Annotated in this window: 15 protein-coding genes; 7 read left to right on the top strand and 8 right to left on the bottom strand. The window is 69.4% G+C overall.

Translation table 11 applies throughout. The features are described from left to right. The first annotated feature begins 84 nt into the window (after window positions 1-84). A complete protein-coding gene (locus tag JK358_RS28130; protein ID WP_232852021.1) occupies window positions 85-1413 on the top strand; it encodes a lipase family protein in 1329 nt (442 codons plus the stop codon). Window positions 1414-1465: 52 nt separating this feature from the next. Then, window positions 1466-2677 carry a PucR family transcriptional regulator gene (locus JK358_RS28135; RefSeq protein ID WP_201953296.1) on the top strand — a complete coding sequence of 404 codons (1212 nt, stop codon included), beginning with the start codon at window positions 1466-1468 and terminating at the stop codon, window positions 2675-2677. A gap of 48 nt (window positions 2678-2725) precedes the next feature. Here the strand turns inward: JK358_RS28135 and JK358_RS28140 are convergent, their stop codons facing one another. Beyond that, a complete protein-coding gene (locus JK358_RS28140; RefSeq protein ID WP_201953299.1) occupies window positions 2726-3244 on the bottom strand; it encodes a TrmH family RNA methyltransferase in 519 nt (172 codons plus the stop codon). A gap of 189 nt (window positions 3245-3433) precedes the next feature. Between JK358_RS28140 and JK358_RS28145 the strand changes: the two genes are divergently transcribed. Both JK358_RS28145 and JK358_RS28150 read left to right on the top strand, forming a co-directional pair. Further along, window positions 3434-4390: a GlxA family transcriptional regulator gene (locus JK358_RS28145; RefSeq protein ID WP_201953302.1), complete on the top strand. Its 957-nt coding sequence runs from the start codon at window positions 3434-3436 to the stop codon at window positions 4388-4390. A gap of 25 nt (window positions 4391-4415) precedes the next feature. After that, complete coding sequence (locus JK358_RS28150; protein ID WP_201953305.1) at window positions 4416-5147, top strand: DJ-1/PfpI family protein; 732 nt, start codon at window positions 4416-4418, stop codon at window positions 5145-5147. Window positions 5148-5149: 2 nt separating this feature from the next. On the opposite strand, the gene JK358_RS28155 is transcribed toward JK358_RS28150, so the two are convergent. From JK358_RS28155 to JK358_RS28175, 5 genes are all read right to left on the bottom strand, one after another. Further along, window positions 5150-5986 carry an SDR family NAD(P)-dependent oxidoreductase gene (locus tag JK358_RS28155; protein ID WP_201953307.1) on the bottom strand — a complete coding sequence of 279 codons (837 nt, stop codon included), beginning with the start codon at window positions 5984-5986 and terminating at the stop codon, window positions 5150-5152. Between the two features lie 105 nt (window positions 5987-6091). After that, window positions 6092-6832, bottom strand: a complete 741-nt coding sequence (locus JK358_RS28160) for an SDR family oxidoreductase (RefSeq protein WP_201953310.1) — start codon at window positions 6830-6832, stop codon at window positions 6092-6094. Next, window positions 6829-8046, bottom strand: a complete 1218-nt coding sequence (locus JK358_RS28165; RefSeq protein ID WP_201953313.1) for an NADH:flavin oxidoreductase — start codon at window positions 8044-8046, stop codon at window positions 6829-6831. The genes JK358_RS28160 and JK358_RS28165 overlap by 4 nt, the downstream gene beginning before the upstream one ends. After that, the gene (locus JK358_RS28170; RefSeq protein WP_201953316.1) at window positions 8043-8615 is read right to left on the bottom strand and encodes a TetR/AcrR family transcriptional regulator; all 573 of its coding nucleotides are present in this window, start codon (window positions 8613-8615) and stop codon (window positions 8043-8045) included. The genes JK358_RS28165 and JK358_RS28170 overlap by 4 nt, the downstream gene beginning before the upstream one ends. 356 nt (window positions 8616-8971) lie before the next feature. Beyond that, window positions 8972-10627, bottom strand: coding sequence for an FAD-binding protein (locus JK358_RS28175; RefSeq protein WP_269811924.1), 1656 nt, complete (start codon window positions 10625-10627; stop codon window positions 8972-8974). Window positions 10628-10772: 145 nt separating this feature from the next. Here JK358_RS28175 and JK358_RS28180 point away from each other — a divergent pair, with 145 nt between their 5' ends. Beyond that, window positions 10773-11258 carry a Dps family protein gene (locus JK358_RS28180; RefSeq protein WP_201953319.1) on the top strand — a complete coding sequence of 162 codons (486 nt, stop codon included), beginning with the start codon at window positions 10773-10775 and terminating at the stop codon, window positions 11256-11258. Here JK358_RS28180 and JK358_RS28185 read toward each other — a convergent pair. Continuing rightward, a complete protein-coding gene (locus JK358_RS28185) occupies window positions 11255-12313 on the bottom strand; it encodes an alpha/beta hydrolase (RefSeq protein WP_201953322.1) in 1059 nt (352 codons plus the stop codon). The genes JK358_RS28180 and JK358_RS28185 overlap by 4 nt on opposite strands. 183 nt (window positions 12314-12496) lie before the next feature. Between JK358_RS28185 and JK358_RS28190 the strand changes: the two genes are divergently transcribed. Further along, the gene (locus tag JK358_RS28190) at window positions 12497-13555 is read left to right on the top strand and encodes an alpha/beta hydrolase (RefSeq protein ID WP_232852022.1); all 1059 of its coding nucleotides are present in this window, start codon (window positions 12497-12499) and stop codon (window positions 13553-13555) included. A 76-nt stretch (window positions 13556-13631) separates the two neighbouring features. Further along, entirely contained in the window at window positions 13632-14453 is an 822-nt protein-coding gene (locus tag JK358_RS28195) for an alpha/beta fold hydrolase (RefSeq protein ID WP_201953328.1), read from the top strand. Here the strand turns inward: JK358_RS28195 and JK358_RS28200 are convergent. Then, window positions 14417-15178: a helix-turn-helix transcriptional regulator gene (locus JK358_RS28200; protein ID WP_201953332.1), complete on the bottom strand. Its 762-nt coding sequence runs from the start codon at window positions 15176-15178 to the stop codon at window positions 14417-14419. The genes JK358_RS28195 and JK358_RS28200 overlap by 37 nt on opposite strands. Between the last annotated feature and the right edge of the window lie 175 nt (window positions 15179-15353).

Raw genomic sequence — 15353 nt, forward strand, 5'->3', positions numbered from 1 at the left:
GCACAGCGCACAAATGCGGTGAGCTGAACCCCAATGACCGAATCAGTGTGGAGCCGGTCACTGGGCAATGATGCTGGAGGACCAATGCGCAAGTCCCGGATGCGCCCGTTCGTGCTGAGCATGGCGGCGTTCCTGGCGGTCGGCGGGGCCGGAGTGGCCGCGGCCGAACCCGGATACCCGTCCTTCCCGCCCGATCAGAACCAACTGCCGCAGCTGCCCTCGGAGCCGCAGATCTACGACCTGCTGCCGATCCCGATGCCGTCCGAGGACCCCTGGTACGACGATCCCGACGACATCGCCGCCTACGCGCCCGGCCAGATCGTGCGCTCGCGCGAGGTGCAGACCCGGCTGCTCGGCCTGCCGTTCCCGGTCTACACCAAGCAGCTGCTGTACCGGTCCAACGATGTGCACGACAATCCGATCGTCACCGCCACCACCGTCATCGTCCCCGGCATTCCGTGGCAGGGCAGCGCGCGGCCCGTGGTGTCCTTCCAGGAGGCCATCGACTCCACCAGCTCGGCCTGCAATCCGTCCTACACGCTGCAGGTCGGCACCATGAAGGAGTCGGCGCTCGCCGTCTACTGGCTGATGCAGGGCTTCGCCATCAACGTCCCCGACTTCGACGGCAAGTTCAACACCTTCAACACCTATGCCGAGGGCAAGATGGTGCTGGACAGCCTGCGCGCCATGAAAAACGATGCGGGACTGGGGCTCACCGATTCCGGTATCGCGCTGTACGGCTACTCCGGCGGCGGCTCGGGTTCCATCCGCGCCGCCGAACTGCGCGCCACCTACGCGCCCGACGTGCGCATCCTGGGCACCTCCATCGGCGGCACCCCCGGCGACCTGACCGCCATCGCGCGCTACGCCATCCAGGAACAGCCGGGTCTGGCCGGCACCTCCAACTTCACCATGTGGCTGGGCTGGGCGGCGCTGGCCCGCGAGTACCCGGACGCCTTCCGACCCGAGGAATTCCTGACCGAGGAAGGGCAGACCCTGGTCAAGGATTTCGCGAACCGCTGCTACGCCACCATCGCCATGTCGGGCGTGTACCGCCCCATCAGCGAGTACTTCCAACCGGGCAAATCGCTGGAGAGCGCGCCCGAGGTGATGAAGGTGCTCGAGGACAACAGCCTCGGCCACTACATCCCCGACACCCCGATCCTGTGGTGGCACGGCATGTGGGACGAGCTGATCCCGCCCTCGACCGTGCTTCCGACCGTGAACAAGTACTGGAACAGCGGCGCGGACCTGCGCTTCTACACCGTGCCCGTGCCCGAGCACATCACCAACGCGGTCACCGGCTGGATCCCGGCGGTCGCCTGGACCAGCGCCCTGCTGCGCGGCCTCGGCCCCGGCCCGACCTTCAACGCCGGCTACCAGCTGCTGCCGGAGGGTTTCCCGGGCCGCTGAACCCCGCATAGGGTGGGCTGACCACGCAGTACCACAACGAGGTGGAACTTCGATGACGAACTACTCGCTGGCCGACAGCGCCAACACCGACGACGAACGCTGGCTGTGGCCGGTGGTGATCGAGCGGATCCGCGCCCGGGCCACCCAGCTGGCCGGGCAGTTCAATATCGAGGTTCCGCCCTACAACGTGCTGCCCCACTCCATGCTGGACGCGGACTTCATGCCGGCCGTGCAGCTGAACATCGAACTGTTCTTCCGGTGTCTCGCCGACGGCACCGAACCCACCGAGGACGATCTGCGTCCGCTGGTCGATCGGGCGGTGCGGCTGGTGCGCGACGGCATGTCGATCGAGGAGATCCTCACCAACTATCGGCACGGGGTCGCGTTCTTCTGGTCCCAGCTGATTCCGATGCTCGACCGCCACGAGTACGCGCTGCTGCCCGAACTCGGGCTGCGCGTCACCAACCACACCGGACTGGTCATCTCCCACATCGCGAGCGCTCTGGTCGGCGATGCCCGGCAGCCGCGCTGGGATCTGCTGGTGCGCCAGAGCGAGATCGCGGCCGACCTGCTCGCCGGGCGGGATCCCGGCGGCTGGGCGCGCGACCCCGAGATCCCCATCGCGGACGCGTTCCTGGTCGCGGTCATCCGGCTGGGCGAGCCCAGTCCCGGCACCCTCACCGGGCTGCGCACCCGCATCGGCGGGCTGGCCGGCACCCTGCTGCACCGGGATCCGGGCGGCTGGACGGCGCTGGTCCCCATGCGCCCGCAGGACGCCGCCGACCCGGTCCGGGCGCTGCTGTCGCGGCTGGCGTTGCGCGACAACCGCTCTCATCCGGAGTTCTGGATCGGCGTCGCCGCGGCGCCGACGCACGCCGGTGTTCCCGCGGCGCACGCCGAGGCCCGCATCGTGGCCGAGACGGCCCGCTGCCTGGTCCGGCCCGAAACCGTATGCCGCCGTCAGGACATGATGTTCGAGTACGCCATCGCCTCCGGTGGCGCGGCCCTGCCCACCCTGGCCGCCGTCCTCGACCCGCTCGACGAGCAGCCGCTGCTGGTCGACACCCTGGACGCCTACATCGACAACCAGTTCAACCACAACGCGGTGGCCCGGTCGCTGTTCATCCATCGGAACACGGTGACCTACCGGCTCTCCCGCATCACCGACCTGACCGGATTCGATCCGCAGGATCCCACCGGCATGTCCACCCTGCTGGCCGCCCGGGTGGCCCGCAGGCTGCGCGCCAAGGCTTTTCGCGCCTGAGGCAAGGCGGCATTTCGCGCCCGAACGGGCGAACTCCCGTGCGGCCCTTCAGCTCAGCCCCGCCAGCTTGTACAGCACCAGCGAACCCGCCACCGCCACATTGAGACTCGCGCCCGATCCGACCATGGGTATCTCCACGGCGACATCCAGGCGTTCCAGGCCCTCCGGCGGAATGCCGTAGCCCTCGTTGCCCAGCACCATGATCGTGCGCCGCCGCGCCGCGGGCAGATCCGCGAGCCGAATGGATTCGTCGGTCAACTCCACGCCCAGCACCGCCGACCCACCGGCGCGCTGCCGGTCCAGCCAGGTGTCCACCCGGCCCTGCACCCAGTGCACGCACTGCCGGTGCCGCAGCGTATTGCCGATGGCCAGGGCCTCCGGCACCCAGGGCAGGCGGGGGACGGCCAGGCAGGCTCCGGTGGCATCGCAGGTGCGCAGCAGCGTCCCCAGATTCACGCCGTGCTTGGGCCACAGCGGGGCCGCGATCAGGTGATTCCAGCAACCGTGGGCTCGGGGGCGGCGCTGCCCGCGCAATTCGGTGCGGGTGCGCAGCCGCGCGGCCGTCATGACGGGCGGGAAATGCCCTTCCCAAGGGGGAGAAAGTAATTCATGTGAACGATGCTTGGCGGCGCATCGGGGCCATCGACGGGAAATGCTTCGCCGACAACTATACGCAGCCGTCGGGGGCGGCCCCATGGCCGAATCTGCAAGAGTCGTGTCGTTGACGACATGGCGCGCGCGACGCAGGCTGAGGGCATGCGAGTGGTGCTGATGGTGGTGTACGACGGGTTCCAGATGCTGGATCTCGCCGGGCCCGCCGACGTGTTCACCACCGCCACCATGGTCGGGGCCGATCCCGGGTACCGGGTGGAGATCGCCGCGGCGACGGCCGGGCCGGTGCGGTCCGCGAGCGGGATCGAGGTCCATGCGGCGCACACGCTCGGCGCGTGGACCGAACCGGTGGATCTGCTGCTGGTCGCGGGCGGGCTCACCGCCTGGGCGGCGAGCCGGGACGACGCCGTGGTGACCGGGATCCGGGAGGCGGCCGGTCGTGCCGAGCGGATCGGTTCGGTGTGCTCGGGCAGTTTCCTGCTGGCCCGCGCCGGACTGCTGGACGGCCGCCGCGCGACCACGCACTGGGCGGGCGGTGAGATCATGGCGCAGCAGTTCCCGCTGGTGCGCACCGAACCGGATCGCATCTACGTGCAGGACGGGCCGGTGTGGACCTCGGCCGGGGTGACCGCGGGCATCGATCTCGCGCTGGCCATCGTGGCCGCCGACCACGGCACCGAGCTGGCGCGGGAGGTGGCGCGCTGGCTGGTGGTGTACCTGCACCGGCCGGGCGGTCAGAGCCAGTTCAGCGCACCGCTGTCCGCCGGGCCGGTGCAGCGGGATTCGCTGCGGGCACTGCAGGTCTGGATGGAGGAGAACCTCACCGGCGACCTGTCGCTGCCCGCCCTCGCCGATCGCGCGGGCATGAGCACCCGGCACTTCTCCCGGGTGTTCACCCACGAAACCGGCACCACGCCGGCGCGGTACGTCGAACAGGTGCGGATCGGCGCGGCCCGGCGGCTGCTGGAGAACACCGACGCGCCCATGGACCGGGTCGCCGCCGCGGTGGGACTGGGCAGTCCGGAGACCCTGTATCGAATCTTCCACCGCCACCTGGGCATTCCGCCGGGCGAGTACCGCGCCCGGTTCACCCGCTGTTGAACGCCGTTGAAAGAGAGAGTCCCCCATGACTTTTCAGATCGCGATCGTGCTGTATCCCGGCATGACGGTACTGGACGCCATCGGGCCCTACGAGAGCCTGCGCACCCTGCCCGACAGTGAACTGCGCTTCGTCTCCAACGAGGTCGGCCCGATCGTGTCGGACAGCGGTGTGCTGGCCCTCGGCGCGACGCACACCTTCGCCGAAACCCCGTCCCCGGACCTGGTTCTGGTGCCGGGATCGGAGGCCTCGACCACCGCCGCCATGGCCGACGGTGAGCTCATCGAGTGGCTGCGCGCGGTGCATCCCGGCACCACCTGGACCACCTCGGTGTGCTCCGGTGCGCTGGTGCTGGCCGCCGCGGACATCCTGCGCGGGCATCCCGCCACCACACACTGGATGGCGCAACCCGCGCTCGCCGCCTTCGGCGCGGAATCGCGCCCGCACGATCGGATCGTGCGCAGCGGCAAAATCGTCACCGCCGCAGGAGTTTCCGCGGGCATCGACCTCGGGCTGTGGCTGGTCGGCGAGATCGCGGGCACGGATCGGGCCCGCATGACACAGCTGCTCATCGAATACGATCCGCATCCGCCGTTCGACACCGGCCACCCCGACAAAGCCCCCGGCGAGCTGCTGCGGCGCGCTCGGGTGGAGATGACCAAGCGGGGCGCGACACCCCGCGTACCGCTCGAAGTCGCCACCGTCGCTTGGCGTCTCACCCTCAACCGCATTCGCGACCGGGCCGCCGCGAAGCGCTGACGCTAGCCGGGCAGCCCGACCAGTTCCGCGCTGATCTCACACAGTTCCCGTCCCACCGCGTCGTCGAGCGCCCGGCGCGAAGGCGTCCGGACCCGATTGTGCTGGAAGTAGCAGCCGGAGATCTCCGCGACCTCGGGTGCGGTGGCCAGGTAGGTGAGGGTGCGGCCACCGCGTTCGGGGGAGATGAAGAACAGCAGTTTGGCGATCTCGGCGAGGGGTTTGCCGTACCAGGGCAGTGCATCCCAGATGTGGGTCGCCACCGCGCCCGGGTGAAAGGCGTTGACGGTGACGCCGCTTCCGGCCAGTCGGCGCGAAAGTGCCCGGGTGTAAAGGATATTCGCGAGCTTGGACCTGTTGTAGGCCTTCTCGCCCGAATACCCGTCGCGGAAGCCCAGGTCGTCGAAATCCATGGTGCCGCTGTAGTTCATCACCGAGGAGGTGAACAGGATGCGGGCGGGCGCGCTGGTGGTCAGCAGGTCCAGCAGCAGTTCGGTGAGCAGGAAGCCGCCGAGATGGTTGACCGCGAAGGTGGCCTCGATCCCTTCCTCGGTCTCGGTGCGCACGTCGAAGTATCCGCCCGCGTTGTTGGCCAGGACGTCGAGGCGGTCGTAGTCGGCGCGTACGGTCTTGGCCAGTCGCCGCACGGCGGCCTGCGAGGCGAAATCGCATTCCAGCGTGTCGACTTCACCCGCTCCCGCCGCGCGCACCAGCTCGGCCGAATGTTCGAGCTTGTCCGGATTCCGTCCGACCAGCACCAGCCGATCGCCCCCCGCGGCGATCTGCTGTGCGGCCGCCAGCCCGATACCCGATGTGGCCCCCGTGATCAGGATCGTCTTCATGGCGCATCACCCTGCCAGACGCATTCCCGCCCAACCGCTCTCGAAACCACGTCGCCCGACGTCGGTGCGCGGTGGTCCGACGGGTAGGGGACCGAATAGGGGTGCTCAGGCGCGACCCGCCGTCATACCTCCGTCGACCACGAATTCCGCGCCGTTGCAGTAGCTGGACTCCTCGCTCGCCAGGAACACCACCATGGGGGTGACCTCCTCGGGAAGCCCCAGCCGGGCGAGCGGGTTCTCGCCGCGATCGACCGCGACGGGGTCGTTGACGCCCAGCATGGGTGTCAGAATGCCGCCCGGGTGCACCGAATTCACCCGGACGCCGTGCGCCGCCAGTTCCAGGGCGGCGGATTTGGTGAGGCCGCGCAGCCCGAATTTGGAGGCGGTGTAGGCGTGCACGCCGGGGACGCCCTGGATTCCGGCGGCGGAGGAAATGTTCACGACGGCGGCGGGCCGGGCGGCCACCAGCGCGTCCCTGGCCGCCGTGAGGCCCAGGAACGGGCCGGTCAAATTGATGGAAAGCACGTTCTGCCACTGCTTTTCGGTGTAGCTGCCGATCGGGCCGCCGTCCAGGATTCCGGCATTGTTGACCAGGACGTTCAGCTTGCCGAAGGTGTCGAGCGCGGTGGCGACCGCGGTCTCCCAGTCTGCGAGGCTGGTGACGTCGAGATGCGTGAACACCGCCTGCTCGCCGAGTTCCGCGGCCAGCCGCGCACCGGCCTCGTCGGCGATGTCCCCGAGGACGACCGCCGCGCCCTCGGCGACGAAGGCACGGGCATGGGAGGCGCCCATGCCGGAGGCCGCGCCGCTGATCAGGGCTACGCGGTCGGTCAGACGTCCGGTCATCGGGTGGATTCCTTCGGGGAGAGCAGGGGCAGGTGGAGGGGTTCGGCAGGCCGGCTGGGGCGGTACACGCAGCGGGTGCCGGTGTAGATGGTCGGCATGCACTCGTTGCAGTGCACGCACGCCGAGCGAGTGGAGGCATCGGACTGGATGCGGCGCAACAGATTCGGTTCCCGCAGCAGGGCGCGGCCCATGGCCACGAAGTCGAAACCCTCGGTGCGGGCGCGCACCATGGTGTCGAGATCGGTGATGCCGCCCAGCAGGATGAGGGGCATGGTGAGCTCGCGGCGGAAGTGGCGGGCGCGCTCGAGCAGGTAGGCGTCGCGGTACGGGTATTCCTTCAGGAAGGCGCGGCCCGCCAAGCGGAAGCCCCAGCGCACGGGGACCGGCAGGGCATTGGCGAAGGATCGGCGCGGGGCGTCGCCGTGGAACAGCAGCATCGGATTCAACAGGGAACTGCCCGCGGTCAATTCGAGGGCGTCCAGTGCGCCGTCGGCTTCCAGCCAGGCCGCCACCTGCAAGGAATCCGGCACGGTCAGGCCGCCGCGACGGCCGTCCTCCATATTGAGCTTCGCGGTCACCGCGAGCCGGTCGCCTACGGCTTCCCGTACGGCGCAGGCGATTTCGCGGGCCAGGCGGGCACGGTTGGCGAGGGAGCCGCCGTAGGCGTCCTTGCGCCGGTTCAGCAGGGGGCTCAGGAACGAGCTCACCAGATAGTTGTGCCCGAAGTGGATTTCGAGGGCGTCGAATCCGGCCTGCTCGGCCAGGCGGGCCGCATTCGCGTGTGCCGCAACGAGTTCGCGCAGGTCGTGTGCGTCGGGGACTTTCGCCGCCCGCATACCCAGCGGGCTGAACAGGGGGCTGGGCGCGAGGGCGGGTGCGCGATTGGAGGCGGCATTGGCCACCGGACCGGCATGGCCGATCTGCGCGCTCGCCGCCGCGCCCTCGGCGTGTACGGCGTCGGTCAATTTCCGCAGTCCCGCAACGGCTTCCGGGCGCATCCAGATCTGGTGGCGGTCGGTGCGCCCGCCCGGCGCGACCGCGCAGTAGGCGACGGTGGTCATGCCCACGCCGCCCGCGGCGACCTCCCGGTGGAAGGCGGTCAGGTCGTCGGTGGCCAGGGCGTCGGGGGTGCGGCCCTCGAAGGTCGCGGCCTTGATCACCCGGTTGCGCAGGGTGATCGGGCCGAGCCGGGCCGGTGTGAATACGTCGTTCATGGTTGTTCTCCCGCCGGGGCGATCAATCCGGCCACCACGAAATCCCGCAGGGTTTCCAATGACCGTGCGCCCATGCCGTTCTCGTCGATCTCGGGGCTGCCGAATCTCATGATGATCAGGTCGAAGGCCAGCATCCAGCGCCGCCGGGCCGCGCGCGCGTCCAGTTCCGGCAGCAGGGCGGCCCAGGCGTCCATCTGGAACCAGGGGCCCTGCCAGACGGTGCGGTGCCGGCCGATCACCAGCCGGGCCAGCAGGCGAAGATGTAAGCGGCCCAGCGGATCCGAGGCCAGTTCGGTGAACGGCGCGAGAATCGCGTCGATCACGCCCGGGATCGAATCCCGCCCGGCGGGAGCGCCTTTCAGGCCACCGGCCCAGCGCGGGCCGAGCCGATCCTCGACCAGTGCGCCGACCAGCGCCTCCTTGGAACCGAAGTGATAGTGCACCGCGGCGGGATTCGCACCCGCCGCCGCGCAGACCGCCCGCACCGACACGTCGTCGTACGGCTCGGAGAGCAGCAGTTCCTCGGCCGCCGCCAGCAGACGCTCGCGGGTACTCACCTTCTCGACCACGCACGCCAGTAGAACACGTTTCAATCAGTTGTTCAATCAGTGATTGAAAAGTGGGTGAGAAAAGAGTGAGCCCCCGGCTGCCGCCGGGGGCTCACATGCTGAACAGGTTTCGACGCCGTCGGCTCAGGCGGGTGCTGACACCGCACGGTCCGGCGCTCACATCGTGCACGGTCCGGCGGCCACGCCGCGCACGGTCCGGCGCTCACGCCGCGCACGGTCCGGCGCTCACGCCGCGCACGGTCCGGCGCTCACGCCGCGCACGGTCCGGCGCTCACACTGCGCACGGTCCGGCGCTCACACTGCGCACGGTCCGGCGCTCGCACTGTGTGGTTCGGTGCGTGTGCGGCGTGGTTTTCCTATGCCGCGCGGCTCAATTGGACGCTGTGGGTGCCCGCGCGGCGGCCGGAGTAGATGCAATCGGCCAGGGACAGGCCGCTGACGTATCCGTTGGAGGCGATGCCGACCGAGGCGCGGCCGGCGGCGAACAGGCCCGGGATGGTGCCGCCGTCGGTGGTGCGCACCGCGCCGGTGTCCTCGTCGACGAGCAGGCCGCCGAGGGTGAGCATCGGGGTCGGGTAGGTGAGGCGGGCTTTGAAGGAGATGTCCAGCAGGGCGAAGGGGCGGGTGCGGATCGGGCGGCGGATGTCGTCGGGTTTGCCCTGGGGGTCGGGGCGGTTCTCGTCGATGGCGTGGTTGTGCGCGTCCACGGTTTCGCGCAGTGCGGCCGGATCGATGCCCGCGCGTGCCGCGAGTTCCTCGATGGTTCGGCCCGAGGTGCGCCCGGCGCGCAGCAGCATCTCGGTCTGCATGCGCTGGAACCACACCGACTGCGGTCCGATCTGCTTGCGCGCCTCCGCCTCCAGATCCGCGTCGATGAGCAGCCAGGCCCGGTTGCCGGGTGTGGTGGCGATGGCCGCGCCCAGCGCCGCGCCGTAGCGGGATTCGTCGACCATGCGCCGCCCCTGCGCGTTCACCGCGAGCGAGCCGAAGAAGGCGCTCGGCGGCGCGATGAACCGCCAGGTCGAGATGGTGTCCATCTTGCCGGTGGCCGCGCCCAGCGCCTCGGCCATGGCGATCCCGCTGCCGTCGTCGCCCGCGGTGCCCAGCGGCAGGCCCTCGGCCCACGGGTAGTCCGGCGCGTGCCGGGCCACCATGGCCTCGTTGGCGATGAAGCCGCCGGTGGTGAGGATGACGCCGGAGCGCGCCTCGATGCGCGTCGGCCGGCCGTGGCGGCGCTCGATGCGGTCCAGCAGCGCCTGCACCGCGCGCCGCAAACCCTTGTGGTAGACACCGGGTTTCGCCGAGATGCGGGCCAGTGCGGCGAAGCGTCGCCGGACCGCGGCGGGCGCGTCCGCCAGCGTGGTCGCCTCCACGCCGATCACCCGGCCGTCCTCGACGATCAGTTTCGTTGCCCTGGTACCGGTGTGGACGCGCACCCCGTGCCCGGCGGCCGATTCGGCGAGCGGTCCGAACAGTTTCTTGCCGGAGACGCCGCGCCCGTGCGCGCGGTGCCCGCGCTGCCTCGGTGTCGCCAATTCCCGGAAGTCGCCGGAGTTCTCGCTGCCCGAGTAGTACAGGTAGTAGTCGTCGGTGGGGTAGGAGGTCTTGTACGGGCACAGCGACGCCTCGAACGGAACCCCGTGCGAGGACAGCCAGTCGATCATGGCGGGGGAGTCCGCGCAGAACTGCCGCAGCGTCCGTTCGCTCACCGCGTCGCCGACCTCGGCGCGCAGATAGGCGAGCATGTTCTCGGCATCGTCCTCGACGCCCGCCGCGCGCTGCACCCAGGTGCCGCCGCCCGCGTACACGATGCCGCCGGACAGCGCGGTCGCTCCGCCGCCCAGGTACCGGTCGAGGGCGAGCACATCGGCCCCGGCGGTGCGCGCGGTCAGCGCCGCCGCCACCCCCGCTCCGCCGTATCCGACTACAACGACATCGGCCGAGGCGTCCCAGGTCCGCATTCTCGCAACCGCCTTCCGCGCGGGGGTGTCCTCGGCGTCCTTGCCGAGCAGCAAAACTATAACGTGTTCTAAAACACTCGGCGACGGGTGTGATCGCCCGCTCGTCGAATCCGCTGGAAGTCGCCGAAGATTAGCTGCTAAACTGGAATCATTCCAGAAAGCGAGAGGTTCACCTAGGTCGAGAGGAGACCAACTCATGACCACCGCACTTTCCGGCAGCCCCATCACCAGCACGCTGCCCGCGCCGCAGACCAACGCCCTCGGGGTCGTCCTGCAGGAGGCGCTGGCCGATCTGATCGATCTGTCCCTCGTCGCCAAACAGGCGCACTGGAACGTCATCGGCCGCAACTTCCGCGAATTGCACCTGCAGCTGGACGAATTGGTCGACAGCGCCCGGAACTTCTCCGACGATGTGGCCGAACGCGCTGCCGCGCTGGGTATCTCACCCGACGGCCGGGCCGCGACCGTGGCGTCCGCCGCCGCGGCCTTCCCGTCCGGCTATCTGCCCGACCAGCAGGTGGTGGAGCTGATCTCGGCCCGCCTGGACGCCGTGGTCGACCGCCTGCGCGGGCACATGGTGGCCGCGGGCACCGCCGATCCGGTCACCGAGGACCTGTTCATCGGCATCATCGCCGAGCTGGAGAAGGCCCGGTGGATGTTCCGGGCCCAGCTCGTCGGCTAACCGATATTCGCGGACAGGTCCGGAATCATCCGGTAGGCCTCGTCCTGCCAGGTGTTCCAGGCGTGGATGCCGAACGCGGGGAAGGAGTAGGTGACATTGGTCGCGCCCAGCGTGGCCATGCGCACCTGGAAGGCGCGAGTGTTGACCAGGGCCAGCGCTTCCAGCGCCATGCCGTTCACCGTGCCGAAGTTCGGGCCGTCGCTTGCGGTGGGCCGTCCGCTGGCGGCGGCGATGTAGACGCGGGTGTTGTTCCCGATCAGGTTGGGGGCGAACACGAATGGATCCATGTGCAGCCACTGCGGTCCCCACGGCGGCGCCATGGAATCCACGTTGTAACCGCCCGCGTCGATCATGCCGAGGCGGATGGCCTCCCGCATGCCCGGAGCCGAATTGTTGAGATAGCCGGAGAAGGATCCGGCGAAGCTGAACTGATCCGGATGGTAGGCGGCCACCGTCAGGGCCGCGCTGCCGCCGGTGGACAGGCCGAAGACGCCGTTGCGATAGGGGTTGAAGCCCAGGCGATCTCGCAGCGCCCAGCGCAGCTGGTTGGTCAGGAAGGTTTCCCACTCGTAGCGGTAGCTCTTGCCCGGCCCGCCCGACAGCGCGTCGGTCGCACCGGATCCGGTGTTGGCCGAGCCGGTTCCCGCTGGGATGCCGAAGAATTCGCTCGGCGCGTTCCAGTCGGCGTACCAGCTGGACTGCCCGCCGACCGGCATGACCACATTGATGTTCCAGGAGGCCAGCACCTCGGGCACATTGGTCTCGATCTCCCAGCCGCTGAGGTCCTCGCGGGCGCGCATGCCGTCGAGGACGTACACCACGCGGTTGGTGTTGCCGTCGGCGGCGCGCAGCACCCGGGTCTTGATCGGGCCCATGGCGGGGGAGTCGACCCAGAAGTCGAAGGCGGCCGGATTGAAGGCCGCGGAGGCGGTCGCGCCTCCGGTGACGACCACTGCCAGGGAGGCCAGCAATGACAGCGTTACCCCCAGGGTGAGACGGCGAAGCCACCCGCCGGTGGGTCTGGACGAGGTGGACGCACTGCGATTCGATCGCATCGACGCAGATCCTTTCGCTCGGAAGGCGTTGCCGCGCTTACTGGTCCTGTCTATCGTTCGATCGTCCAATAGTGTTGCTAAGAATTTGCGACCAGGAATGTGACGACCCTCACTGACCGCCGTCTCCGCAGGTGAACACCCCGGGGGTCGGTGGGTAGGGTCGGGGCCATGGTGGCGAGCTGGATGAGATCGAGAGCGGCGGCCGCGATCGCGGCGATGCTGTGCGGGGTGGCGGTCGCCGGGAGCGGCGCGGCGGACGCTGACCCGGTGAGCGCCGCGGCCGACCCGATCATCGCCCGGGGCGCGCCACTCGCCACCCCGGTGACCGCCGACGGTTCCCGGATCGAGGACTTCCGCGTGATCGATGACCGCAATGTCCGGTTGTTGGTCTACTCGGCGGCCATGCGCAAGGCCATCCAGATCGATGTGCAGCGCCCCGCGGACACCTCGCAGCCGCGACCCGTGCTGTATCTGTTCTCCGGAGCGGGCGGCGGCCAGGACGAGACCACCTGGCGCAAACGCACCACCGCGCTGAACTGGCTGGCCGACAAGAACGCGAACATCGTGCAACCGGTGGGCGGCATGGCCAGCTACTACACCGATTGGCGCGCACCGGATCCCGTGCTCGGCGTCAATATGTGGAAGACCTTCTTCACGCGGGAACTGCCGCCCCTGGTGGACGCGGCGCTGGGCACGAACGGCCGCAACGCCCTGGTGGGTATGTCCATGTCGGGCACCTCGGTGCTCCAATTGGCCGTCGCCGCACCGGGTTTGTTCCGATCGGTCGCCTCCTACAGCGGTTGTGCGCAGATCAGCGATCCGACCGGATACGCCTACGCCGCGCTGGTGGTCCGCAACGGCCGCGGCGATCCCGACAATATGTACGGCCCGCAGGGTGATCCGCTGTGGGCGGCCAACGATCCGTACGTGCACGCCGATCAACTGCGCGGCACCAACCTGTTCATCTCCTCCGGCACCGGAGCTCCTGGCGCGTGGGACACCCTGGACGGCCCCTACACCCAGCCCGGCGTGGGCGGCCTGGCGAATCAGCTGATTCTCGGCGGCATCATCGAATCCGCCGTGAACACCTGCACCCGCAATCTGCAGACCCGCCTAGCCGACCTCGCCATCCCCGCCACCTGGGATCTCACCTCGACCGGCACGCACTCCTGGGGTTATTGGCAGGACGCCCTGGTGCGGTCGTGGCCGGTGCTGGCCGACGGCCTGGGCCTGCCCGCCTGATCCACTCACGGGTCCTGTCCCGCACGGACTTCGCTACCGTGGGGCTTGGTCAGTGAGACAGGAGATTCACCGAGTCATGCCGTTTGTCACGCGTGGGGGCGTGCGGATTCACTACAGCGACAGCGGGGGAAACGGTCGGCCGATCGTGCTGGCGCACACGATGTTCCTGGATCAGGGGATGTTCGAGGCGCAGGTGGCGGAGTTCGCGCCGGAGTATCGGATCATCCGGATCGATTCGCGCGGGCACGGCCCCGGCTCGGACGACGGAACCCCGTACAGCTACTGGGATCTGGCCCGCGACGAGTGGGCGGTAGTGGACGCGCTGGGCCTGGACCGGGTGGTGGTGGGCGGGGTGTCCCACGGTGCGTCCACCGCGGTGCGGATGGCGCTGCTGGCGCAGCGGCGGGTGGCGGGGCTGGTGCTGGTGGGTTCGGCGGCCACCGCCATGACCGCCGAGCGTCGCACCGGGTATCGGGAGGTGATCACGGCGTGGACCGACGGGGAGCCGTTCACGCCGATCGCGCGCATGGTGTCGTCGCTGATCATCGGCAATGATCTGGCGCAGGTGCAGCCGTGGCGGGACCGGTGGCGGACCGAGGATCGCAGCCGGATGCGGGCGGCCGGGGAATGCGTGGTCAACCGGGATTCGGTGCTCGAGCTGCTGGATGCCGTCGACTGCCCGGTGCTGGTGATCCGCGGTGAGGGCGACCACGACACCAGTGCCGTGGAATCGGCCGAGCTGGCCGCGGCCTTCGGGGTGCCGGTGCACACCATCGCGGGTGCGGCCATGACGCCGAATCTGACCCACCCCGAGGTGTTCAACGCGCTGCTGCGCACCTTCCTCGAACAGCTGCCGCGGGCTCAGGCCGGCGGACCGGTGAGCCCGATGAACAACTGATGCGACGGTCCGGGCGCGGTGCTGCGGTAGCGCTGCACCCGGACCGCGAAAATCGTTGCGGTGCGCGGATTCCGGAGCAGGAAGGCCGGATCGCTGCGGCCGATGCGCACATGTCCCTCGGTCCACATGCGGCGGAAGTCGGAGTGTTCGCTGAGATCGCGCAGCACCGATTCCACCTCCGCGCGGTCGTGGGTGTGGGTGGCGTAGGCGCGGAAGCGGCCGACCATCAGCTGTGCTTCGCGCTCCCATTCCTCGACCACGATGCGGGCGCGCGGATCGGTGAACATCCAGCGCAGGACGTGGCCGGTGCTCGCCAGGCCGGGCAGGGCCTCGTCGAAAGCGCTGTTGCGGTCCACGATTCGCCAGCCGTCGTCCAGGACTGCGGCCAGATGCGGCAGCAGGCCGTCCAGGGTGGCGCGCAGCGCCGGGTCCGGCTCGCGCAGCGGCGTCCGGATCGGGGACGAAGGTCGTTGCTGGGCAAGGTGATACAGGTGCACCCGGTCCGCGGTGTCGAGCTCCAGCACCTCGGCCAGTGAATCCAGAATGGCCGCACCGGGATTGAGCGCCTCGCCCTGTTCGATCTTGGCGATGTAGCCGAGGCTGGCGTGGGTGGCCTCGGCGAGCTCCTTGCGGGTGAGCCCGGCCGGATGCGCGACGGTGACGCGGGATCGGCGCTCGCGGATGAACTCGGCCAGCGTGGGCGGGCGCAGCGGGCCGGTGGACATGTCAACACTGTTGTCTGCCAACGAATGTCCTTTCTCTGGTGCCTCGCCAGGATAGGCACGCGCGGTGACAGTCCGTGCCCGGTCGGATAGTGAAAGTATGTGTTTCACATCTCGGTGCCCCCGGCGGTGGTACCGGGACACCCCGGGTATACGCCCGGTGGTGGCGGCCCGGGAC

This window comes from Nocardia acididurans (genome assembly GCF_016741815.1).
In the GTDB taxonomy this organism is placed as follows: Bacteria; Actinomycetota; Actinomycetes; order Mycobacteriales; family Mycobacteriaceae; genus Nocardia; species Nocardia acididurans.

Excerpts from the sequence above, each read along its gene's own strand:
- JK358_RS28130 (WP_232852021.1), top strand. The coding sequence starts at position 85 with ATGCGCAAGTCCCGGATGCGCCCGTTCGTGCTGAGCATGGCGGCGTTC.
- JK358_RS28135 (WP_201953296.1), top strand. The coding sequence starts at position 1,466 with ATGACGAACTACTCGCTGGCCGACAGCGCCAACACCGACGACGAACGC.
- JK358_RS28140 (WP_201953299.1), bottom strand. The coding sequence starts at position 3,244 with ATGACGGCCGCGCGGCTGCGCACCCGCACCGAATTGCGCGGGCAGCGC.
- JK358_RS28145 (WP_201953302.1), top strand. The coding sequence starts at position 3,434 with ATGCGAGTGGTGCTGATGGTGGTGTACGACGGGTTCCAGATGCTGGAT.
- JK358_RS28150 (WP_201953305.1), top strand. The coding sequence starts at position 4,416 with ATGACTTTTCAGATCGCGATCGTGCTGTATCCCGGCATGACGGTACTG.
- JK358_RS28155 (WP_201953307.1), bottom strand. The coding sequence starts at position 5,986 with ATGAAGACGATCCTGATCACGGGGGCCACATCGGGTATCGGGCTGGCG.
- JK358_RS28160 (WP_201953310.1), bottom strand. The coding sequence starts at position 6,832 with ATGACCGGACGTCTGACCGACCGCGTAGCCCTGATCAGCGGCGCGGCC.
- JK358_RS28165 (WP_201953313.1), bottom strand. The coding sequence starts at position 8,046 with ATGAACGACGTATTCACACCGGCCCGGCTCGGCCCGATCACCCTGCGC.
- JK358_RS28180 (WP_201953319.1), top strand. The coding sequence starts at position 10,773 with ATGACCACCGCACTTTCCGGCAGCCCCATCACCAGCACGCTGCCCGCG.
- JK358_RS28185 (WP_201953322.1), bottom strand. The coding sequence starts at position 12,313 with ATGCGATCGAATCGCAGTGCGTCCACCTCGTCCAGACCCACCGGCGGG.
- JK358_RS28190 (WP_232852022.1), top strand. The coding sequence starts at position 12,497 with ATGAGATCGAGAGCGGCGGCCGCGATCGCGGCGATGCTGTGCGGGGTG.
- JK358_RS28195 (WP_201953328.1), top strand. The coding sequence starts at position 13,632 with ATGCCGTTTGTCACGCGTGGGGGCGTGCGGATTCACTACAGCGACAGC.
- JK358_RS28200 (WP_201953332.1), bottom strand. The coding sequence starts at position 15,178 with ATGTCCACCGGCCCGCTGCGCCCGCCCACGCTGGCCGAGTTCATCCGC.